Source organism: Halobacillus massiliensis (assembly GCF_900166625.1).
GTDB lineage: Bacteria > Bacillota > Bacilli > Bacillales > Halobacillaceae > Halobacillus_A > Halobacillus_A massiliensis.
The window spans coordinates 2,707,361-2,726,951 of the sequence record NZ_LT800499.1 but is presented as its reverse complement, the minus strand read 5'-3'; the positions used below and the strand labels follow the sequence as shown (position 1 = coordinate 2,726,951).

The following is a 19,591-nucleotide window of genomic DNA, read 5'->3' as shown; positions in this document are numbered from 1 at the left end:
CCATAGATTTTTATATAAATTATATTAGACATACTAGCTTAATAGAACAAATAGCTTTACTTTAGCCAATGTACTGATATAGTAACTTACATAAAGTAACTAGTGGAGGTAAAGATGGTGGAACAGCAATTTTTTAAATATCCAAATCTATTTATTGGTCATGTGGAGCTCAAAGTGGTGGATTTAGAACGCTCACTAAAGTTTTATAAGGAAACGATCGGCTTTCATGTGCTTAGACGATCCCATAAAGAAGCTGTTCTCACTGCTAATGGAAGAACACCTCTTTTAACTATTTTACAGCCGAATAATATTCAGCCAAAGCAGGAACAAACGACCGGCCTTTATCATTTCGCGATTTTACTTCCTGACCGTTTATCATTAGCAAAAGTTTTGAAACATTTAAGAGAGAATCGTATTCCTATCGGTTCCTCCGACCATTTTGTCAGTGAAGCGCTTTATTTAGAAGATCCTGATGGAAATGGAATAGAGATTTATTCAGACAGACCTTCAACTGAATGGAAATGGCAGGATTCCCAGGTGATTATGGGTATCGATCCCTTAGACACTCAAGGACTGCTTCAACTTGCGGGTGATTCAGCATGGAAAGCTCTCCCGGAAAAAAGTGTAATAGGTCATATCCATCTTCACGTATCGGAACTTACAAATACAGAAGCTTTCTACAGGGCTCTTGGGTTTGAGACGGTCAGCCGTTTAGGCGGACGCGCCGTATTTATTTCTTCAGGTAAATATCATCATCATATCGGTTTAAATACATGGGTTGGAGTAGGGGCGCAGCCTTCTGCTGAGAATAATGCAGGCTTAAAGTTTTTTTCAATTGTATATCCTGATATAGCGACAAGGGACCTTGCCATAAAGCGATTAAAGGAATTAGGTTATGAACCAAAAGTGGATGGAGAAAGCTTTGTTATCCACGATCCTTCGGAAAATATGATAAAAATAACTCTTTGAAGGATTGGAAAGACTGGAAATAATTAATAATGAAAGAGATTTGCCTCTTATGTTAACTTATAATAGATCAAAATCTAGGAGGTAGATTTCAAGTGTTTAAAAAAATGTGGATGGCTGGATTAGCAGCTTTCTGTGCATTAGCTTTTACTTTTCCTGCACAGAGCTTCGCTAGTTCAAACGCTTATACCGTCCAAGAAGGCGATTCAATCTATAAAATTGCGATGGAAAATGGTGTATCTGCAAAGCAGATTCAAGCCATTAATGATAAAAGTGATTTCAGTATTAATGCTGGAGAACAGCTAAAGCTTCCTGAAGGGGTAAGCGAGTATGAAAAAGATCTTCTTGCCCGTCTTGTTGAAGCTGAAGCTCAAGGTGAAAACTACTCAGGAAAAGTAGCTGTGGCTACAGTTGTTCTAAATCGTGTGGACAGCGATATTTTCCCTGATACAATTCACAACGTAATCAATGACGGTATTCAATTCTCGCCTGTATTAAATGGTTCAATTAATAATCCAGCCAGTGAAGAATCAAAACGTGCTGTAAATGAAGCCCTTGCTTATCAAGGTTTGGACAATGGGTCACTTTTCTTTTACAATCCAGACAAAGCTCAAAGTGACTACCTGGAAAGCAAAGAAGTAATAACCGTTATCGGTAATCACGTATTTATGAAATAAGATTAAAGAGCAAGTACTCTAAACAGGTACTTGCTCTTTTTTTATTTTGAAACCTTATTTATGTTCCTGACCATTGTTTCTTGATAGAAACCCCATGGACTCCCGTGTTCCGTTTCCACTATTAATAAAGAAGCTGGGAAATTGAGAGACTCCTGCAGGAAAAACAGAGGCATGGTGAAATACGCGAGTGAAGCGATAGCTTAACGACCCCGCGGGAAGTTTCCCAGCTGTTTTACTCCTCACACATATTAAAAGAAACACCATTTCTTTACTTAATAAGAATAAAGAGACCTTTTACTTTCCTGTCTCTTTTAGTTCATGAAGTGGTACTTCCTGGTAGACGTTTGGCTGGTCTACAGGATGAATCCGTGCGGTTTCATTTCTTTCAATGACTTCCTCAATATAAACGGGACGTTCCTCGTGAGTAACATCAATCATTTCTGAAGAATTGAATATTTCCTTTGCACGTTCTTTATTCATAGCTCATCTCCTCCTTTCAAAATATAGTTCTGCCAACTTAGAAGTTTTATATACCATTTATTTGCTTTTCCACACCATTTTGTCGCTGACACTATAGCCGGGCTCGGTAGTAAATAAAATCACCTTTAATGGGGCCATTGCCCTGAGCTCTTCCGACTGTTTTCTCTTTTTTCACCAAAAAAGGAAAGGATTTCTTATATTTTCATTGAATGTAAATATTATGAAAATAATTAAGGAGGGATTTTTTGGGGAAGAGGAGTATGTTCTATACAGCTGCTTTATCAATTTTGCTATCTATAGGTGTTACCACTCACATTTCGGCTGATGAGAAGAAAGCGATTTCCGATGAAGTGCAAGAGATAGAAGTGAAGGATGGTAAGACACAGCCGGTCTTTTCATATGATGAAGCGATTAAGGAAAAAGTATTTATTGAAACATCCATTGACAGTGATGGGGACGGTAAGCTTGATAGGGTCCATGCTGACATTATTCGACCAAAGGAAACAGAGGAAGGGCTTAAGGTTCCTGTAATATACGAAATGAGCCCATATCGTGCCGGATTGAATCCCATTGACTTTCATGATGTCGATGTTCCTTTACATCCTGCCGATCACAGAAAAGCATCCTCCAGTAATAAAATGAGATTGACGGAAAACCAAGAGACAAATACAGCTGGACCGAGTGAACCTTCATTTCCGGGGTATTATGACGATTACTTTGTTCCGCGTGGCTATGCGGTAGTGCTTGCTGAAAGCCTTGGAAGCGGCCTTTCTAATGGATGTGCGACTTCCGGCGGAGAGAATGAAACGCTGGGTACAAAAGCTGTAATTGACTGGCTTAATGGCCGGGCAAAAGCTTACGATAGTGATGGGAATATTGTAGAGGCGAGCTGGTCAACTGGAAGTACTGGAATGATAGGAATATCTTATAACGGTACTCTTCCTAATGCTGCGGCAGCTACAGGAGTTGATGGGCTGGAAACGATTGTTCCGATTGCTGCAATCAGCAGCTGGTATGATTATTATCGTGCAAATGGTGCAGTGGTCGCTCCAGGAGGATATCAAGGGGAAGACACAGATGTTCTTGCAAAAGCTGTAACTACCCGGGAAAACTCGGAGATGTGCGATAAAACTTTACAGGAGATTGAGCTTTTACAAGACAGGGAAACAGGGGATTACAATAATTTCTGGGATGAGCGTAATTACGTTAAAGATGCCCAAAATGTGAAAGCCAGCGTTTTTGCTGTACATGGGTTAAATGACTGGAATGTAAAAATGCAGCACCTTTCCCAGTGGTGGGAAGCTCTAGGGCAAGGGAATGTTGATAGAAAGCTGTGGCTTCACCAGTATGGACATGGAAATCCATATTCGATCCGTAATGAAGAATGGCTTAACACATTAAACCGGTGGTTTGATCATGAGCTGTACAATATCAATAATGGCATTATGGATGAACCAATGGTGGACATTCAGCGGGAAGACGGCAGCTGGAAAACGTATGATTCCTGGCCGGATAAGAATGCAAAAGATATATCTCTCTATTTTCAGAAAGATGGAGCTCTTCAAGTTAAACCAATGAAAGGAAAAAATAAAAGCGGTAATTCTTTTATAGATAGTCCTTTACGAAAAGCCAGTGAATTAGCCGCCAACCCAGAAACAGAGCATGAAAATCGCCTTGCTTTTCAAACAGAAGAGCTTATGATGCCTGCAAGATTGAGCGGCACTCCTGAAATGTCCATTCGAGCAAGCATTGATAAGCCTGCAGCAAACTTAACGGCACTGCTGGTGGATTATGCGCCGGATGGGTCATTTGAAATTGTCACAAGAGGATGGCTTGACCCGCAAAATCGCCATTCAGTTTCAAAATCTCATAGATTGACTCCAGGTAAAGAATATAAATTCAATTGGGGCATGCAGCCGGATGACTATATTTTTGAAAAACAGCATAGGATTGGAGTAGTTGTGATGGGGTCTGATTATAATTACACCATTCGTCCGGAAGCGGGGACTAAAATTACAGTCGATCCAGTACGAAGTAAATTAGTTCTCCCTATTGTCGGTGGTAAGAAAATTATAGAATAACCTGCAAAGCCTTCTGGGACACCAGGGGGCTTTTTTGGTTAAAAAGATTTTGATTAATACATAGTAAAAAAAGTTCTTAAAAAAGGACAATTACAAGATCAAGAAAAAACTACTTTTATTATATGTACATTTTTTAACTTGCAGAAAATGAGAGAAAAAGGATAGACGATAAAATATAATAGGTGGAAAGAAGGAAATCTCATGAACGCCTCCTTAGAATTTTTAGAATTTTCTCCCCATCATCCTGCCTCATTCCCTCGTCATGCAGTTTCAGGTCGCCGTCTTTTAAAAGGATGAATCAAATAAGTATGGAAGCAGACTACATTACGTAATAAAGGGGGGACTAACAATATGACACCCGCATCATTTAAACTTCGTATTTATGCGTTCTTATTAGATTATCTGCTCATCTCGCTGTATGGAACCGTAGTTATCGGTTCAATCTCTATAATTTTTCGCCAGTCAATCACCCCATTATTCACAGAATCTCCTGTTGCTGCTGAACTCACCGGGTTTCTATTTATTACTATGCCTGTTGTTCTTTACTTTGTTATCAGTGAACAGTCTCATTGGCAGGGGACCTTTGGGAAAAGAAAGCTGGGTCTTATGGTTACGGATAAGAAGGGAGGGAGGATAAGCTTTTTCCGCTCTCTTGCACGTTCAATTATAAAATTTTCCCCATGGGAACTGGCACACTTTGTAATCTGGAGGCTCATGCTGCCGACAGTTTTTTCCGGGACTATTCTTTATATAATTTTAATCAGTGTAAATATTTGTATAATAGCTTTTTTGATTGTTCCACTTACCAATAGGAAAAAGCAAAATATTTACGACTTTGCGGCAAAAACAATCGTCGTTAGATGTTCTCGTTAAAAGTTCATTTTATGAAATTCCAAGAGTAATGAATTCTTTTACTCTTCGAAATCGTATATATGAGAAAGAAAGAGGGGGAAGATGATGAAAAAAATCCTGATTGGATTGTTTATGATCATAATTATAGCTGCCTCTCCAACTTATGCACTGGCGGTAGACTTTGAAATTGACCAGACGGAGATTCATGCTGAGTTGCAGGAAAATGGAGAGGTGAAAGTATCCGAATCCCATACTTACAGCTTTGAAGGTGAATTTAATGGCATTACTCGAAGCCTGATCCCTAAAGAAGGTACCTCTATTACTAACTTCCATGCTTCTGAAAACGGAAATGATCTTAAAGTCGAACTGGAGGATGAAATTTATAAAATCCATCGCAGTGGTGAAGATGAGGAAGTAACCATCCAGCTCTTTTACACCATTAAAAATGGAATCGATGTTTATTCTGATGTAGCTGATTTTTATTGGCCATTTTTTGATGAAAGCAATGAATCAACGTATGAGAATTTAACAATTTTCGTAGAACCTCCGGCGCCGGCGGAAGTTAAAGCGGCTTATGGAGAAGAAGAAGCTTACAACACAGAAGAGGTGCAGACAGGTGGACTTGTCGTTTTTGCAATGGGAGAAGTGCCGGATGGAAGAAATGGAAACATTCGTGTAACTTATGATTCCGATCTTTTTTCAGCAGCCGCCTTAACAAATGATCAAGACATGCTTTCTGCTATTCAATCAGATAAAGCTGAATTGGATGCAAATATGGCTGCGAAAGCCAAGCAGGAAGAGCGCTGGGGCAATTGGGCGCCGTATATCTTTAGCACCTTCCTGATCATTGCATTATTGTTAACCATTATCGGCTGGAGGAAAAGAACGGAAACCAGACGTGAAGCACAACGGCAGGAAAGCGGGGGAATGAATTTCCCTAAGGAGAAACTGAGTCTGCCTGCCATGATTGCCTTTATGAAGGGCGGTTATTTAACGAACGAAGCTTTAACCTCGGCGCTTCTTGACTTATATCGAAAAGGTTATATTGAAAAGATTTCTGACCAAGGTTTTCGAGTAGTCAGCCGCAACACAGAATACAGCCATGAAGATCACTTAATGGATTGGCTCTTTCATCAGATAGGGGACGGAGAAACGTTCAGCACAAAGGACCTGGAGGAATATACAAAGAATAAAGAAAACCATACAGCTTATCAGGAAAATTTTCAGAAGTGGCAGGAAGAAGTAAAGAAAGAATATAAACAGCTGTCTCTCTTTGAAAGATCTACAAGAACCAGATGGGGTGCATTGGTCCTTGCTTTAGTTCTTTTGCCCTTCCTAATAATTTTTCCGATATTTGGGCAGCTGGCCTGGATGTTCTTCTCTCTTCTTCTGTTTATCTATTTAATAGGATTTGCGATTGCTTATCAGCCGCTGACTATATTGGGACATCGACTTAAAAAAGATCTTAAGCCTCTTAAAAAAGGAGACGATTGGAAGACGTGGGAAAAAGAAGACCAAATTCCTGCCCTTCTATACCAAATCGGACTCGGTACAAGGGACTTGGCTGCTTCACCTGGCATGAATACTAATGATTGGGTTATTTTTCTCATCCTTGCCGGAACCTTAAACAACAGCTTTGATTCTGCAAACCATCACGTTTCAGCTTCGACCAATTCTGGAGGTTTTTCCGGAAGCGGAACTGGTGTCGGAGGAGGCGGAGGAGGGTCTGGAGCATTTTAAAATTTTCATGAAAAAATCCCCCTTGAACTTAAGGGGGATTTTCCTCTATTTTTTAAAGAAATCCATAAATGCATGGTAGATCTCTGTACCCTGATAAGTAAACAGGGAAAGAGCTGTCAGTGAAAACATCGCAATCATTATGAAACGAAACCACATCATTTGTAATCTCCTCCTTTGATTCTGAAGTTTTTTAGGAATCAAAGGTGATGGATCACATAATTCGACTGGTAAAATACGGGGGTCAAATATTGTAATCGTTTAAAAATAGGAATGTGAACACTAATTAAGCTGGCTATAAGAAAAATGATCACACCTGGAATTAAAGGAGCTGCCTTAATAAAGGAGTCACCTGAACTTGCATCCAGCGGTTGTGAACTATCATATATAACCAATTCCTGGCTATCACTTACAAAGTGGGAATTAAACTCATGCCCATGTAGTGAGAAGGAATAACTGAGAACACATAAGAGCATAATTGAAATTCCAAATATTCTCATCATTCTCTCCCCTTTGAAAGTAATAATTCTATTATACTAGAAGATTATTACTTTTAAAACCATTATTAAAAGGGTTAGTGAACAGGATCACCAGCTTTTTTGATGTTCTCGCGCACATAACGGGCGGCTCTTACCATGTTTCTTAAAGATTCTACTGTTTCACTGGTCCCCCTTGTCTTCAGTCCGCAATCCGGGTTCACCCAAAACTGAGAGGGATGCAGGACTGCTAAAGCCCGGTGAATATAACTTTCCATTTCTGAAGCCTCTGGCACACGCGGACTATGGATATCATAGACACCAAGTCCGATTTCTTTTTCGTAGTTTGTTTTCTCAAAATCTGTAATTAGTTCTCCGTGGCTGCGTGCGGCTTCTATAGATATTACATCTGCATCCAATCGATCGATCGCCTCCATAATCTCTCCAAACTCTGAGTAACACATATGTGTATGGATCTGGGTTTTATTCTGGACTGCAGATGTTGCGAGCTTAAATGCATAAACAGCTTGATCAAGGTATTCCTGCTGTTTATCTGGTTTAAGCGGCAGTCCTTCCCTTAAGGCAGGTTCATCGACTTGTATCATATGGATGCCTTCTTCTTCCAAAAACCTTATTTCTTTTTGTAAGGCTAAGGCAATTTGCTTTGTAACAGCAAATCTGCTAATGTCGTCGCGAACGAAAGACCAGTTTAAAATGGTAATTGGACCTGTGAGCATTCCTTTGACCGGTTTGTCAGTCAATGACTGAGCATAGGCAATTTCTTTAACGGTCATTGGTTCTGTTAAGGAGATATCACCGTGAATAATAGGAGGTTTAACACAGCGCGAACCGTAAGATTGTACCCAGGCATACTGTGTAAATGCAAAGCCGGCCAATTTTTCACCGAAAAATTCGACCATATCATTTCGCTCGAACTCCCCGTGAATGAGTACATCCAGGCCTATTTCTTCCTGGCGCTTGATCCATTCATTCATGCTTTCCTTAATAAAAGCTTCATACTTTTCATCCGCCCATTCCCCTTTTCGCCACTTTCTACGAGCCAGACGGACTTCATTTGTTTGGGGGAGACTTCCTATTGTCGTCGTTGGAAGCAGAGGCAGTTCGAAAAATTCCTGCTGGTTTTTTTGACGTTCTGAGTAAGGTGCATTTCTTTTGGGATCCGTTTCTTCCCATAACTGCACTTCCTGCCGAACGAAAGGGTTGGTGCGTGCCTCAGAGTGCCAGAAGCTGTTAAGGTACTCAGCCTGCTCGTCCAATTTGTCAGCGATTGGCTCCTTTCCATGATGTATTCCATCAGCTAAGAGTTTTATTTCTGTAAGTTTTTCATCTGCAAAAGCCAGGGCATTCTTTAAAGAAGGCTTTAAATTTTGCTCTGACTTCACCGTAACTGGAACATGCAGTAAACTGCAGGAGGGCTGTATGATCAGTCTGTTTTTGTCGACAAGGTTTGTTATCATCTCAAGCTTTGTCAGTTTGGCCGTGAGATCGGTTTTCCAAATGTTACGGCCGTTAATAATACCAGCTGCTAACGTTTTATTGTTCGGAAATCCATACTTTTTCATAGCTTCTAAATTAGCGCCGCCATCATGAATAAAATCAAGACCGATTCCATCTACTGGCAGAGAAATAATCTGTTCATAGCGGTCAACTCCCTCAAAGTATGTTTGCAGAAGGATATGGAGGCTTTCCGTTTCATCATTAATTCTCTCATAAACGCTTTCTAATAACTTGAACTCCTCATCGCTCATCTGGGTAGTTAATACAGGTTCATCCATTTGTACCCACTCAGCACCCGCTTCATAGAGTTCTTTGAGGACCTGTATGTATAAAGGGACAAGTCGATTAACCAGTCTTGGTAAAGCTTCCTTTTCGAAGCCTTTTGATAATTTCAAAAAGCTGACGGGTCCTAAAATAACAGGTTTGCCAATAATGCCAGCCTTATCCTTAGCTTCTAAAAAATAATGGAGGAGACGATTTTCTGTAAGTCGAGGCTCATCATTCTCACTAATTTCCGGTACGATATAGTGATAATTTGTATTGAACCATTTCGTCATTTCTGAAGCGACGGCTTCTTTGCTTCCACGGGCAATATCGAAGTAAGTTTTCAAAGAAGAAGAGTCCTGGTGTCTGAACCTCTCTGGAATAAATCCGAACATTACGGCTGTGTCAAGAACGTGATCATACAGGCTGTAATCTCCAATGGGAATTAAATCGAGTCCGGCTTCTTTCTGTTTCTTCAGGTCGTTAATTCTTAATGTTTGTAATTCACTAAAAAGCTCTTTTTCTGATGTATTACCTTTCCAGAATCGTTCTAAAGCTTTTTTCCATTCACGCTTTTCTCCAATTCGCGGGTAACCGATATTTGAACTTTTGATCATATGCATGCCTCCTGAATTTTTTTAGGAAATAAAAAAATCTCTCTTAGTTTAAGAGAGATGGATATCGCAAAATACTTTAAAAGACAAACTGCTTCTGAGCAATGCGCGTAACACCTCCCTATATCCCGTAGGTTGAGTGAGAAATCACTTTGGCAGGTCTCCTGACTTAAGTTCGTTGCATCCTGCGCCTTCCCATCTAAATTTTAGAAAGTGACACAAAAGCAGAATGCTCCCTATTACAGTGGCGGGACCGTGCCGGATTCTCACCGGCCTTCCCTTTTAAGCAGCCTTAAAATTAAAGGCCGCACCATAGTGATCTACGATATTAAATTATTGGGCATTAAAAAAACCTCTCGAAATAAGAGAGGTTTATCTAAACGCACCTCTCTTATTTTTCAGAACTAAAGCTGCTCTGCTGGAATTAGCACCACAATCACTTCTGATCGGTTGCCGGGTTTCTTAGGGCCAGTCCCTCCACCACTCTGAATAAGAGATTTATTTAATTGATTACAAGCCTAGCATGAGGCAGGGAGGCTGTCAATAAATGATTAATATTTAATAAAAGAGTAGAAGAGTAACAATTTTTGCTGGAAGATAGGGGGGAATCCAATACTCGCGTATTCCGGAAGCTGCTCTAGAAAAAAGAAAAACACCTTGCCTTTGCTTAAAAAGAAAAAATAAATTTTTCCCTTAAGGATTTCGGGCAAGGTGGTGGTAATTATACTTGCTGAGACATCAGCAAATGATCAGATTGTTTAAGGTCAAAGCGATCGGCATTCATAACTTTAACCCAAGCAGCTGCGAAGTCATGAACAAATTTTTCTTTGTTGTCATCTTGTGCATAAACTTCTGCAAGAGCTCGTAAAACTGAATTTGAACCGAATACGAGATCCACACGTGTGGCTGTATGGACGAGTTCACCTGTTTGGCGGTTCCTTCCCTCGTAGATGTTGAAGTCCACAGGTTTCCATTCAATACTCATGTCTAAAAGATTTACGAAAAAATCATTGGATAGGGCACCGACTCGTTCGGTGAACACCCCATGCTCTGTACCTTTATAATTTGTCCCAAGTACACGCATGCCACCGATTAATGCTGTCATTTCAGGAGCCGTAAGGTTTAACAGCTGAGCCTTATCTACGAGAAGCTCCTCGGGGCTCAAAGTGTACTCTTTCTTTTCATAGTTGCGGAAGCCATCAGCCATCGGTTCCAATACCTCAAAGCTCTCAGCATCAGTCTGCTCTTGTGCAGCATCACCGCGCCCGGGAGTGAAAGGAACGGTTATATCGACCCCTGCATTCTGTGCTGCTCTTTCTATGGCTGTACTTCCCCCAAGAACTATTAAATCTGCCATACTGATTTTCTTATTTAAATCACTGCGGATCGCCTCATAAACCGATAATACTCTTGAAAGCTGCTCAGGCTCATTTATTTCCCAGTCTTTCTGCGGGGCCAGCTGGATACGGGCGCCGTTTGCTCCGCCGCGCATATCAGAGCCGCGAAACGTGCTGGCCGAAGCCCAAGCCGTGGTCACAAGCTCACTTATAGTAAGTCCGGAACTAAGAATGATTTTTTTAATATCTTTAATTTCGTTATCTGTTAATTCATAATCCACTTCCGGAATGGGGTCCTGCCAAATCAGATCTTCTTCTGGAACTTCAGGACCAAGGTATCTTGATTTAGGGCCCATATCCCGGTGAAGCAATTTGAACCATGCACGAGCAAACATATCTGCAAACTCCTCCGGGTTTGCATGGAAACGGCGGGAGATTTTTTCATAAATCGGATCTTCTCGTAAGGCCATATCAGCTGTGGTCATCATCGTTTCCACTTTAACAGAAGGGTCTTCAGCATCAGGTGCAAGATCTTCTGGTTTAGGACTTACCGGTTTCCATTGATTGGCTCCGGCTGCACTCTTTGTCAGCTCCCATTCATAACCGAGTAATAGATCATAATATCCGTTATCCCATGTCGTTGGATTTGCTGTCCAGGCGCCATCTACGCCGCTCGTAATAGTATCACGGCCTTTTCCGCTTCCGTGAGTATTCTTCCATCCTAATCCCTGTTCTTCAATATCAGCGGCTTCGGGTGCGGCGCTGACATGTGCTTCGGCATCTCCTGCACCATGGGCTTTACCAAATGTATGGCCACCGGCTATTAAGGCGACAGTTTCTTCATCGTTCATTCCCATACGGGCAAAAGTCTCACGGATGTCTCGGGCACTGGCCAGGGGATCAGGGTTTCCGTTTGGTCCTTCAGGGTTTACGTAAATAAGCCCCATCTGCACGGCAGCTAGTGGACTTTCAAGCTCACGGTCCCCTGAATAGCGATTGTCTTCAAGCCATTCCTTTTCCTGGCCCCAGTAAATATCTTCTTCAGGATGCCATACGTCTTCACGTCCTGCTCCAAACCCAAACGTCTTTAACCCCATAGATTCAAGGGCCACATTTCCCGTCAGTACTAGCAGGTCTGCCCACGAAATTTTGTTTCCGTACTTCTGCTTAATGGGCCATAGTAAACGCCGTGCTTTATCAAGGTTGGCATTATCCGGCCAGCTGTTCAGCGGTGCAAAACGCTGATTGCCTGTCCCGCCGCCGCCTCGTCCGTCACCTGTACGGTAAGTACCTGCCGCATGCCATGACATCCGGATAAAAAGCGGGCCGTAGTGGCCATAATCCGCAGGCCACCAGTCCTGACTGTCCGTCATCAATTCATGAAGGTCCTGCTTTAAAGCATCGTAATCTAACTTTTCGAATTCCTCAGCATAATTAAAGTCTTCACCCATTGGGTTTGTCTTTCTGTCATTCTGATGTAAAATGTGAAGATTCAGCTGGTTTGGCCACCAGTCTTTATTCGTTGTACCTACTTTTGTAGTCGTAATTGCATTCTCTTCCTTCGTTTTTCCGTGTGAAACCGGACATTTTCCTGCTTGGCTTTCATGCATTTCATTTTTGTCCACTTTTACCTTTCCCTCCTCTAAGAGAAATCATTATAATTGTTCTCAGATTATAATTGTAATAAAAAGAACAGTAAAATGAAAGCGTTTTATGTAAATTTTCTGAAAATTTTCAGGGATTTTTAATTATTAGATAACAAAAGAGGAAATTACTGATCTTACAAAGAGAATTGAACTATATATAATTAGTTTTTTAAAAGCGGTAGATTGGTCTTTATTAATTTTCAGATCATTCTCATTTAAAGGGGGGAATTCGCAGAGGGAAATGTTTAAAATAAACTGATAGAGATACTCTATCAGTTTATTTTAAAAGTGGTCATTCACCAAAAGCTTCCGGAAGCATTTTAAATCCGTCAATTTCTGCATCTTCTTCGATTTCAATCATTATGCATCTTTTTCCTTTATAGTTTACCTGGCGTACATATTCCAGATCCTGCGGGCTTATGGAGATGTTGGCAATTTTTGTATTGATTTTAATAGATTTGGATTTATATCTCGGTACGATACTGCTGGCTTTCAGTTCATAAGTTTCATCGTCCGTAATTCGCTCAAAGGCGGTTTTAATTCTGTCAGGTTCCACTTGCTCACCACTTTGAGTTAATACCCGCTCTACGTCTTTATAGTCAAGTTTAGGTGGTTCATCGTCTTCATTTTCTTCGACAACCCGGTTAATTTCTCCATAAACTTTTGAGAGGGTGGAGGTGTTCAACTGGTCACCGACAACATCCTTAATAACCTCTTCAAATACTGCCTTGTCTTCCTTTGCTGTCATGATTTCTTCGCCGTTTAATACTTCTTCGATAAAACGGTAATCTGGTTCATTGGCTTTTGATGCTGAATAAAGAATATGATTGACATCTGAAGCCCCATCCGTAATGGTAGGGAAAAGAAAGCCTGTCATCGGGTTCTTTAAGTCAATCACAGGATCTACTTCAATTTTGTATTTAAATTCTTTCTCAATATAATCGAATTGAATTTCTTTTTTTGGTTCTTCGGTTTTGTTCAAACTGCAAAGGATAAAGGGGTTAGAGTAAACGGCATCCCGTTCACTTTCCTCTGCTTCTTCGTTTCGGGCTTTCATCGGCTTCCTATACTCCGCACGGATATAGGTGAGCACTACATCTTTTTCATAAGGATGATCTTTTAAAATTTTTTCTGTCATTTGCAGCATTTGTGCCTTCCAGTCTTCCACATCATTGCTCAGGAGCCCTTTATGTAAAATAAGCTGTGTGTGATTTTCTGTATCACGCTGGAATTTTAGTTCAAATAGTTTTTCATCGAGCTGGCCGGTTAGTATTTTTTTGAAATTATTCATGAAAAGCTCCTGCTGATCACGGTCAAGCATCTCAAACGGCTGGCTCTGGTGATGGTATATATCCGTTGTTTCCTTCATAATGTACACGTTAAAAATATCTGTAATCTTTAATAAATCATTATCTGTTTTCAGCTGTCGGCGGATGCCGGCAATGTCTTTTTTGTCCATCTATCTCCCACTCCTAAACACATTCCAGTATTCTTCTATTTTAACATATGAAGGATTTGGTTTACTTGGAGAGAAGGCTGGGAATCTGCCAGTAAGTAGAGAAAGAAGTTACAGCCAAACTGTGAGGGTTCATCCATGAAAAATATTAAGAGATTTCTGCTTATTATAATCGGCTGGTTGTCTTTAGCCATAGGGGTATTAGGGATTGTACTGCCTCTTATTCCAACAACGCCTTTACTGCTTCTAGCAGCAGCCTGTTTCTTTCGCAGTTCAGACCGGATGTATTGGTGGCTTCTGGAAAATAAATATTTTGGACACTATATTAAGAATTACCGTAAATATAAAGGGATTCCCCTTAAAGGAAAAATCATGGGGATCACTGCTTTATGGGTCTCCATTCTATATTCAGCACTGTTCGTCGTTCCTTTATTATTTGTGAAAATACTTTTGATTTGTATTGCCGCCTATTTTACTTGGTTTATATTATCACTGAATACCATTAATCAAAAAAGAGGAGGTTAAAATGAATAAGCTTATTTTCAGTAGAAAAGGGTTTGATTCCTCCGCCGGGTATGGTTATTCTCCATATGATCCAAAAACAGGAAAATATATTGTACTGCCGATTCCTGGTGATATATATCATGAGAAAGGGTTATCTTTTAAAGATTTAAAGCTTAAAGAAAATTATCTGGAAGGTATGAAAGCAGAGAATTTATATGATCTGATTCATGATCCGGCCATGGGTTACAGCAGTAAGAGCAGGGAAGTTATTCAACAGGCTTATGCCCACTATGACCCGATGCTCGGGGAAAGTCCATGGCTTTTAAATGGTCCAAACTTAGGAGCATTTGGACAGGCTGATTCTGCGGCAAGTCATCTTCGTAATCATGAAGTAAAGAAAGGAAGCGTGTTCCTGTTTTTTAGTAGATTCAAGCCCATGAAAGACCGTGTTCATCCATTGGATCCAAGAGGAGCCTGGACAGAGGGGGCTTACTTTATATATGGTTGGCTTAAAGTAGGGAAAGTAATAGATAAACACAGCCAGAAAGAGCTGCCGGTCCATGTAAAAAGCACTCATCCTCATGGTTCAGAAATAGATTTTGAGAAGCGGATAGACAATACGATCTATTTAGCCGCCGAAAAGCTGTTTGAAGATAAGGATATTCCAGGGTGCGGCTATTTTCCCAGACTGACTAGTGATTTGCTGCTGTCTTCCAAAGAACATAAAAATAAGCCAAGCATATGGAAACTTCCGTCCTTTTTCCATGAAGACAAATACAGGCCGACCTATTTAAATGTCAAGGATAAGATAAAGGAGCGCTGGTTTCACTGTCCGGATGATAAAGAATACTGTTATGTTCAGTCTACAGGCAGGGGGCAGGAGTATATTTCACAATTAGAAACCAAGTCGTTTGACTGGCTTCTTACTCTGTTTGAAAAAGCATACTAAAAAAGGTGATCTCTTTTTGAGAGATCACCTTTTTTAAAATTAAATAGCCACTTCTTCACCGGACTTTCTCGCATTCTGTTCTTTCACAGGCTGAAAAGCAGGTGCTCGTTCTACTACTGGTTCCTTTAAGAAGAAACAGGCGATAAAGCAGCAGAAAGCCATAATGGATATGCCTAGAAAGAAGAGAGAAGGATTAAGCACCCCGAGTATGGCTAGAAAAAGAACCGATCCCACATTTCCATAAGCTCCTACCATTCCGGCAATTTGTCCGGTCATTCGTTTCTTTACAAGAGGGACCATAGAAAAGACGGCACCTTCTCCAGCTTGTACAAAAAAGGAACACGTCATAGTAAGCAGCACAGCTGCAATAATAGACCAGTCAGATCCAATCTGAGCCATACCCAGATAAGCCACAGAAGTAGCTCCAAGTAAGATGATAAGGGTCTTCTTTCTTCCGAATTTGTCGCTTAGCCATCCGCCCCCGGGTCTTGCGACAAGATTCATAAAAGCAAATGAGCTGGCAATCATGCCGGCAGCCGCTACTCCCATGCTGAAGGTAGCTTCAAAAAACATAGGCAGCATTGAAATGACGGCTAATTCAGATCCAAATGTAATAAAATAGGCAAAATCCAAAATAGCCACTTGTTTGAAAGAATACTGCTCTTCTTTAGGAACTCCTTTTCTTAAATGATCACGATTGACGGCCCAGATTTTATAAACATTATAAAAATAAACGGAAGCAAGGATAACATAGATGAGGATAGCTATCTGATTAGAGATGAGTGAAGTGTTGCTCAATTGCCATGTGATTAATGCGAGGGCTGCATATAAGGGAATGGACATAATAATCAATCCAGCCATGCCCTTGTAGCTGGTAACTTCCATGGCACCACTTCGCTTCGGTCTCTTAAATTCTTTTCCAGAAGGGGCATTTTCGACGGATCTGAAATAAATAACCGCATAGACAATACATAGTATACCGGTTATAGCAATCGCATAGCGCCAACCGCTTTCACCACCGAACAATAAGGCTAGAAGCGGCAGTGAAAATGCAGCGGCTGATGACCCGAAATTTCCCCAGCCTCCATAAATTCCTTCTGCCAACCCGATGTGCTTGGCAGGAAACCATTCAGAAACCATACGAATTCCAATAACAAAACCAGCACCTACCACAGATAATAATGCACGCGCCATAAACAGCTGCCAGAACGAATTGGCAAAAGCAAACCAAAAGCAGGGAATACTAACAGAAATTAATAGGGTGGTATAAACATGTTTTGGTCCAAAACGATCCACTAACATACCTATAATAATTCTTGCGGGAATTGTAAGAGCTACGTTAATGGAAAGCAGCACAGCAATTTCTTCATTTGACAGCTGTAATGCTTTTTGAATAGTTGAGGCAAAAGGCGCCATATTGAACCAAACAACAAAGCTTAAGAAAAAAGCAAAAGTAGTCATAAATAGAATTTTCTTATTTCCTTTATACAGACTCACTTCTTTATCCATAATCAGTCCTCCATGTTTTATAATAGGCTGATTATTTCAAATATTAAGAGCTCTGTCACAAGTTGTGTAAGGTTTTCTTCCATAACTTATAGTAATTACAAATTGGATGATACGCTTGTGATTTAGACTTTATGCCAGGTGAAGCGGTTACATAGTTTATGGAAAAAATTATGTGGAAAAATCATCTGTTTGGAATAAATAATGAAAGATGACTAAAAATTCTTCTCATTGGTGATAAAGAAAAAGGAGTTCCGTTTATCATGTGTAGTGAGAAGAGGCTTGGAAATGAATCGCCTTTAAGCGGGGGAGGTGGAGATGGTGGAAACGTAAGGATACGGTTGGAGGAAGATCCTATAATTTAGTCCTCTTACGTTAAGGTTCCGTAACTCTAAAATCCATAAGAAACGTCTCTCGCTTCTTCTTCCTGTTAATTATGAAACTTAGAAGGAACAGAAAAAAGAGAGCGCTGAAATTCAACGCTCTCTTTGAAATATTCATTTTTACATAAACAGTGGGATGATTAATCCCGCTAACAGTAAGATCAGTGCACCGCCAAGTCGGGAGGATATTTGCGCAAATGGCATAAGCTCCATTCTCCTGGAAGCAGATAGAACGGCAACATCTCCAGTACCGCCCATGTTTGCCATACATAAACCTGCTGTAATCGCAGCCTCGATCGGATAAAAGCCAACCAGTTTTCCTAGTAAACCTGCGCCAAGAATGGCTCCAAGTACTACCCCAAAGACAGTAAGAATATATTGAAGGGTTAATGCTTCAATTACAGTCCCAAGATCCGTATAGGCGATACCAATTCCAAATAGCAAGGCAAATGTCCAGTTGCTCGCTACGAACTTATACCACTGACTGGCGCCATCAAGTATACTTTGCGGTATGATATTCGCAATTTTCGCTACAGCTACTGCAATAATCATCAGAGCATAAGGGTGAAGTGGAATGAAGTCACCAAGCAGTGAACCTAAAGCAAAGAATGTAATTGCTGCAAGTAGTCCAATGCCCATTTTTTGAATATCATACGACTGTTTTGTTTCTTTATAATGAAAGCCGCTGATAAGCTGTCCATTACCTGTAAGTGAAGGATACTTGTTGCCGAGCAAGTTGAGCATACTGGCAAGAACGATGGCAAATACGTTACCTAAGGCAAGAGCCGGTACGAGCATAGAAATATAGTAGGATGGATCATTCCCCATTAATTCTGAATAAAGCTGGCTCATAGGGACAGCACCTGCGCCCATACCTCCGCCCATAATTGGCATGGTGATCACTAAAACCGCGTCTCTCAAAGAAAAGCCAACGAGTGCACCGAGGAGAGCTGCTATGGCAGCTGCACCAATAACCGCACCAAAAATCGGCACAAAATAACGTAAACCTACTTTAATCAAAATATCTTTGTTCATACCAAGAATACTTCCGGTTATAAGTGCTGCAATATAGAAATTTAAAAATCCGCCGTCTTTCATAAATTCTGTCATGGAAGTAATTGAAGCTTCTGGCAGCCAGCCGACATAAGCGAGAGTAGCTGCACCAAAAATAGCGATAATCGCCCCGCCGCCTAAAAATGTTTTAACGATTGGAGTACGGTCACCGATCCAACCAAGCAGTTCACCAAAAACAATCATTACCAGTAGACTTCCAATCATGCCACCCGGCAGATTTCCGGTGTATAAGCAGAGGACGGTGATTGCTGCAAAAATAGTAAACCAGAGAACAGGCAGTTCAAAAATCTTCACTCCCTGCTTAGAGTTCGGGATCTCCTTGACATTATGCTGATGTTGTTCCTTTAAATCTTGAGCTCTTTTCGCCATGTTTTCACTCCTTTTTATGAATAAAGCGTTTTCATAAGCTTTAATACAGCTTAATTAAATTCACAGAAAATTCACATGTTGTGAAACTATTGATAATATTGTAATTAAAAAAAGCAGCCCAGGCTGCTTTTTCGTTTATTAAAAAGAGATCTTATGGGGCAGTGTTAACAGCATGATTTGGCTCTTTATTTTCTACTGTGCTGAGGTGTTTTTAAGTTTGGGTGAGCCAGCTAATTACACTCGCAGATCTCATACTGGCTTTATCTCTCTGCAGGAGTCCCGTCATTTCCGCGTCTCTTTTTACTTATGAAGAGAATGAGCTGTTCCGTTTGCTGTATAAGAGAAACGAGGCTGGGAAATAGCTCGCTTTCCGCGGGGAGCCGGTGAGCTAGCTCGTTCAACTCGCGGATCTCACCCTGGCTCTATCTCCCTGCAGGAGTCTCACCATTTCCGTGTCTCTTTCTTACTTATGAAGAGAATGAACTGTTCCGTTTACTGTATAAGAGGAACGAGGCTGGGAAATAACTCGCTTTCCGCGGGGAGCTGGTGAGCTAGCTCGTTGCACTCGCGGATCTCACCTTAGCTCTATTTCCCTGCAGGAGTCTCGCCATTTCCCAGCCTCTTTACTGTTGATGGTATAAACGGAACGCTGTAGTTTCAGTAACCCTCTAAAGGAAATAGTTTTCTCTTACACAATGTTCC

The 19,591-nt window shown here is 40.8% G+C and carries 13 protein-coding genes and 2 riboswitches; of the genes, 7 read left to right on the top strand and 6 right to left on the bottom strand.

Going from position 1 to position 19,591, the window contains the following annotated elements; translation table 11 throughout:
- Positions 1 to 117 precede the first annotated feature (117 nt).
- Both B7E06_RS13550 and B7E06_RS13545 read left to right on the top strand, forming a co-directional pair.
- On the top strand, positions 118 to 969 hold the full coding sequence (locus tag B7E06_RS13550; RefSeq protein ID WP_245807737.1) for a VOC family protein: 852 nt from the start codon (positions 118 to 120) through the stop codon (positions 967 to 969).
- Positions 970 to 1,061: 92 nt separating this feature from the next.
- Positions 1,062 to 1,643, top strand: coding sequence for a cell wall hydrolase (locus B7E06_RS13545; protein WP_082234500.1), 582 nt, complete (start codon positions 1,062 to 1,064; stop codon positions 1,641 to 1,643).
- A gap of 294 nt (positions 1,644 to 1,937) precedes the next feature.
- Here the strand turns inward: B7E06_RS13545 and B7E06_RS13540 are convergent, their stop codons facing one another.
- Positions 1,938 to 2,123 carry an H-type small acid-soluble spore protein gene (locus B7E06_RS13540; protein WP_082234499.1) on the bottom strand — a complete coding sequence of 62 codons (186 nt, stop codon included), beginning with the start codon at positions 2,121 to 2,123 and terminating at the stop codon, positions 1,938 to 1,940.
- 245 nt (positions 2,124 to 2,368) lie between these two features.
- Between B7E06_RS13540 and B7E06_RS13535 the strand changes: the two genes are divergently transcribed.
- The 3 genes from B7E06_RS13535 (at position 2,369) to B7E06_RS13525 (ending at position 6,796) form a co-directional block, all read left to right on the top strand.
- Complete coding sequence (locus tag B7E06_RS13535; protein ID WP_425432196.1) at positions 2,369 to 4,204, top strand: Xaa-Pro dipeptidyl-peptidase; 1,836 nt, start codon at positions 2,369 to 2,371, stop codon at positions 4,202 to 4,204.
- 351 nt (positions 4,205 to 4,555) lie between these two features.
- Entirely contained in the window at positions 4,556 to 5,077 is a 522-nt protein-coding gene (locus B7E06_RS13530; protein ID WP_082234498.1) for an RDD family protein, read from the top strand.
- A gap of 81 nt (positions 5,078 to 5,158) precedes the next feature.
- Entirely contained in the window at positions 5,159 to 6,796 is a 1,638-nt protein-coding gene (locus B7E06_RS13525) for a DUF2207 domain-containing protein (protein ID WP_082234497.1), read from the top strand.
- A gap of 571 nt (positions 6,797 to 7,367) precedes the next feature.
- Here B7E06_RS13525 and metE read toward each other — a convergent pair.
- From metE to B7E06_RS13505, 3 genes are all read right to left on the bottom strand, one after another.
- Positions 7,368 to 9,674 carry a 5-methyltetrahydropteroyltriglutamate--homocysteine S-methyltransferase gene (metE, locus tag B7E06_RS13515; protein ID WP_082234495.1) on the bottom strand — a complete coding sequence of 769 codons (2,307 nt, stop codon included), beginning with the start codon at positions 9,672 to 9,674 and terminating at the stop codon, positions 7,368 to 7,370.
- Between the two features lie 128 nt (positions 9,675 to 9,802).
- Positions 9,803 to 9,995, bottom strand: a riboswitch (cobalamin riboswitch).
- 58 nt (positions 9,996 to 10,053) lie between these two features.
- Positions 10,054 to 10,161, bottom strand: a riboswitch (SAM riboswitch).
- Positions 10,162 to 10,386: 225 nt separating this feature from the next.
- Positions 10,387 to 12,612 carry a catalase/peroxidase HPI gene (gene katG / locus B7E06_RS13510; RefSeq protein WP_082236009.1) on the bottom strand — a complete coding sequence of 742 codons (2,226 nt, stop codon included), beginning with the start codon at positions 12,610 to 12,612 and terminating at the stop codon, positions 10,387 to 10,389.
- Positions 12,613 to 12,940: 328 nt separating this feature from the next.
- The gene (locus B7E06_RS13505; RefSeq protein WP_082234494.1) at positions 12,941 to 14,107 is read right to left on the bottom strand and encodes a DUF4317 domain-containing protein; all 1,167 of its coding nucleotides are present in this window, start codon (positions 14,105 to 14,107) and stop codon (positions 12,941 to 12,943) included.
- Positions 14,108 to 14,242: 135 nt separating this feature from the next.
- Between B7E06_RS13505 and B7E06_RS13500 the strand changes: the two genes are divergently transcribed.
- Both B7E06_RS13500 and B7E06_RS13495 read left to right on the top strand, forming a co-directional pair.
- Positions 14,243 to 14,629: a YbaN family protein gene (locus tag B7E06_RS13500; RefSeq protein ID WP_082234493.1), complete on the top strand. Its 387-nt coding sequence runs from the start codon at positions 14,243 to 14,245 to the stop codon at positions 14,627 to 14,629.
- 1 nt (position 14,630) lies between these two features.
- Complete coding sequence (locus B7E06_RS13495) at positions 14,631 to 15,557, top strand: Nmad3 family putative nucleotide modification protein (protein ID WP_082234492.1); 927 nt, start codon at positions 14,631 to 14,633, stop codon at positions 15,555 to 15,557.
- 39 nt (positions 15,558 to 15,596) lie between these two features.
- On the opposite strand, the gene B7E06_RS13490 is transcribed toward B7E06_RS13495, so the two are convergent.
- A complete protein-coding gene (locus tag B7E06_RS13490) occupies positions 15,597 to 17,066 on the bottom strand; it encodes a NarK family nitrate/nitrite MFS transporter (protein WP_143414497.1) in 1,470 nt (489 codons plus the stop codon).
- A gap of 500 nt (positions 17,067 to 17,566) precedes the next feature.
- On the bottom strand, positions 17,567 to 18,889 hold the full coding sequence (locus B7E06_RS13485) for a 2-hydroxycarboxylate transporter family protein (protein ID WP_082234490.1): 1,323 nt from the start codon (positions 18,887 to 18,889) through the stop codon (positions 17,567 to 17,569).
- Positions 18,890 to 19,591: the final 702 nt, after the last annotated feature.

Excerpts from the sequence above, each read along its gene's own strand:
- B7E06_RS13540 (WP_082234499.1), bottom strand. The coding sequence starts at position 2,123 with ATGAATAAAGAACGTGCAAAGGAAATATTCAATTCTTCAGAAATGATT.
- B7E06_RS13530 (WP_082234498.1), top strand. The coding sequence starts at position 4,556 with ATGACACCCGCATCATTTAAACTTCGTATTTATGCGTTCTTATTAGAT.
- B7E06_RS13525 (WP_082234497.1), top strand. The coding sequence starts at position 5,159 with ATGATGAAAAAAATCCTGATTGGATTGTTTATGATCATAATTATAGCT.
- metE (WP_082234495.1), bottom strand. The coding sequence starts at position 9,674 with ATGCATATGATCAAAAGTTCAAATATCGGTTACCCGCGAATTGGAGAA.
- katG (WP_082236009.1), bottom strand. The coding sequence starts at position 12,612 with ATGCATGAAAGCCAAGCAGGAAAATGTCCGGTTTCACACGGAAAAACG.
- B7E06_RS13505 (WP_082234494.1), bottom strand. The coding sequence starts at position 14,107 with ATGGACAAAAAAGACATTGCCGGCATCCGCCGACAGCTGAAAACAGAT.
- B7E06_RS13500 (WP_082234493.1), top strand. The coding sequence starts at position 14,243 with ATGAAAAATATTAAGAGATTTCTGCTTATTATAATCGGCTGGTTGTCT.
- B7E06_RS13495 (WP_082234492.1), top strand. The coding sequence starts at position 14,631 with ATGAATAAGCTTATTTTCAGTAGAAAAGGGTTTGATTCCTCCGCCGGG.
- B7E06_RS13490 (WP_143414497.1), bottom strand. The coding sequence starts at position 17,066 with ATGGATAAAGAAGTGAGTCTGTATAAAGGAAATAAGAAAATTCTATTT.
- B7E06_RS13485 (WP_082234490.1), bottom strand. The coding sequence starts at position 18,889 with ATGGCGAAAAGAGCTCAAGATTTAAAGGAACAACATCAGCATAATGTC.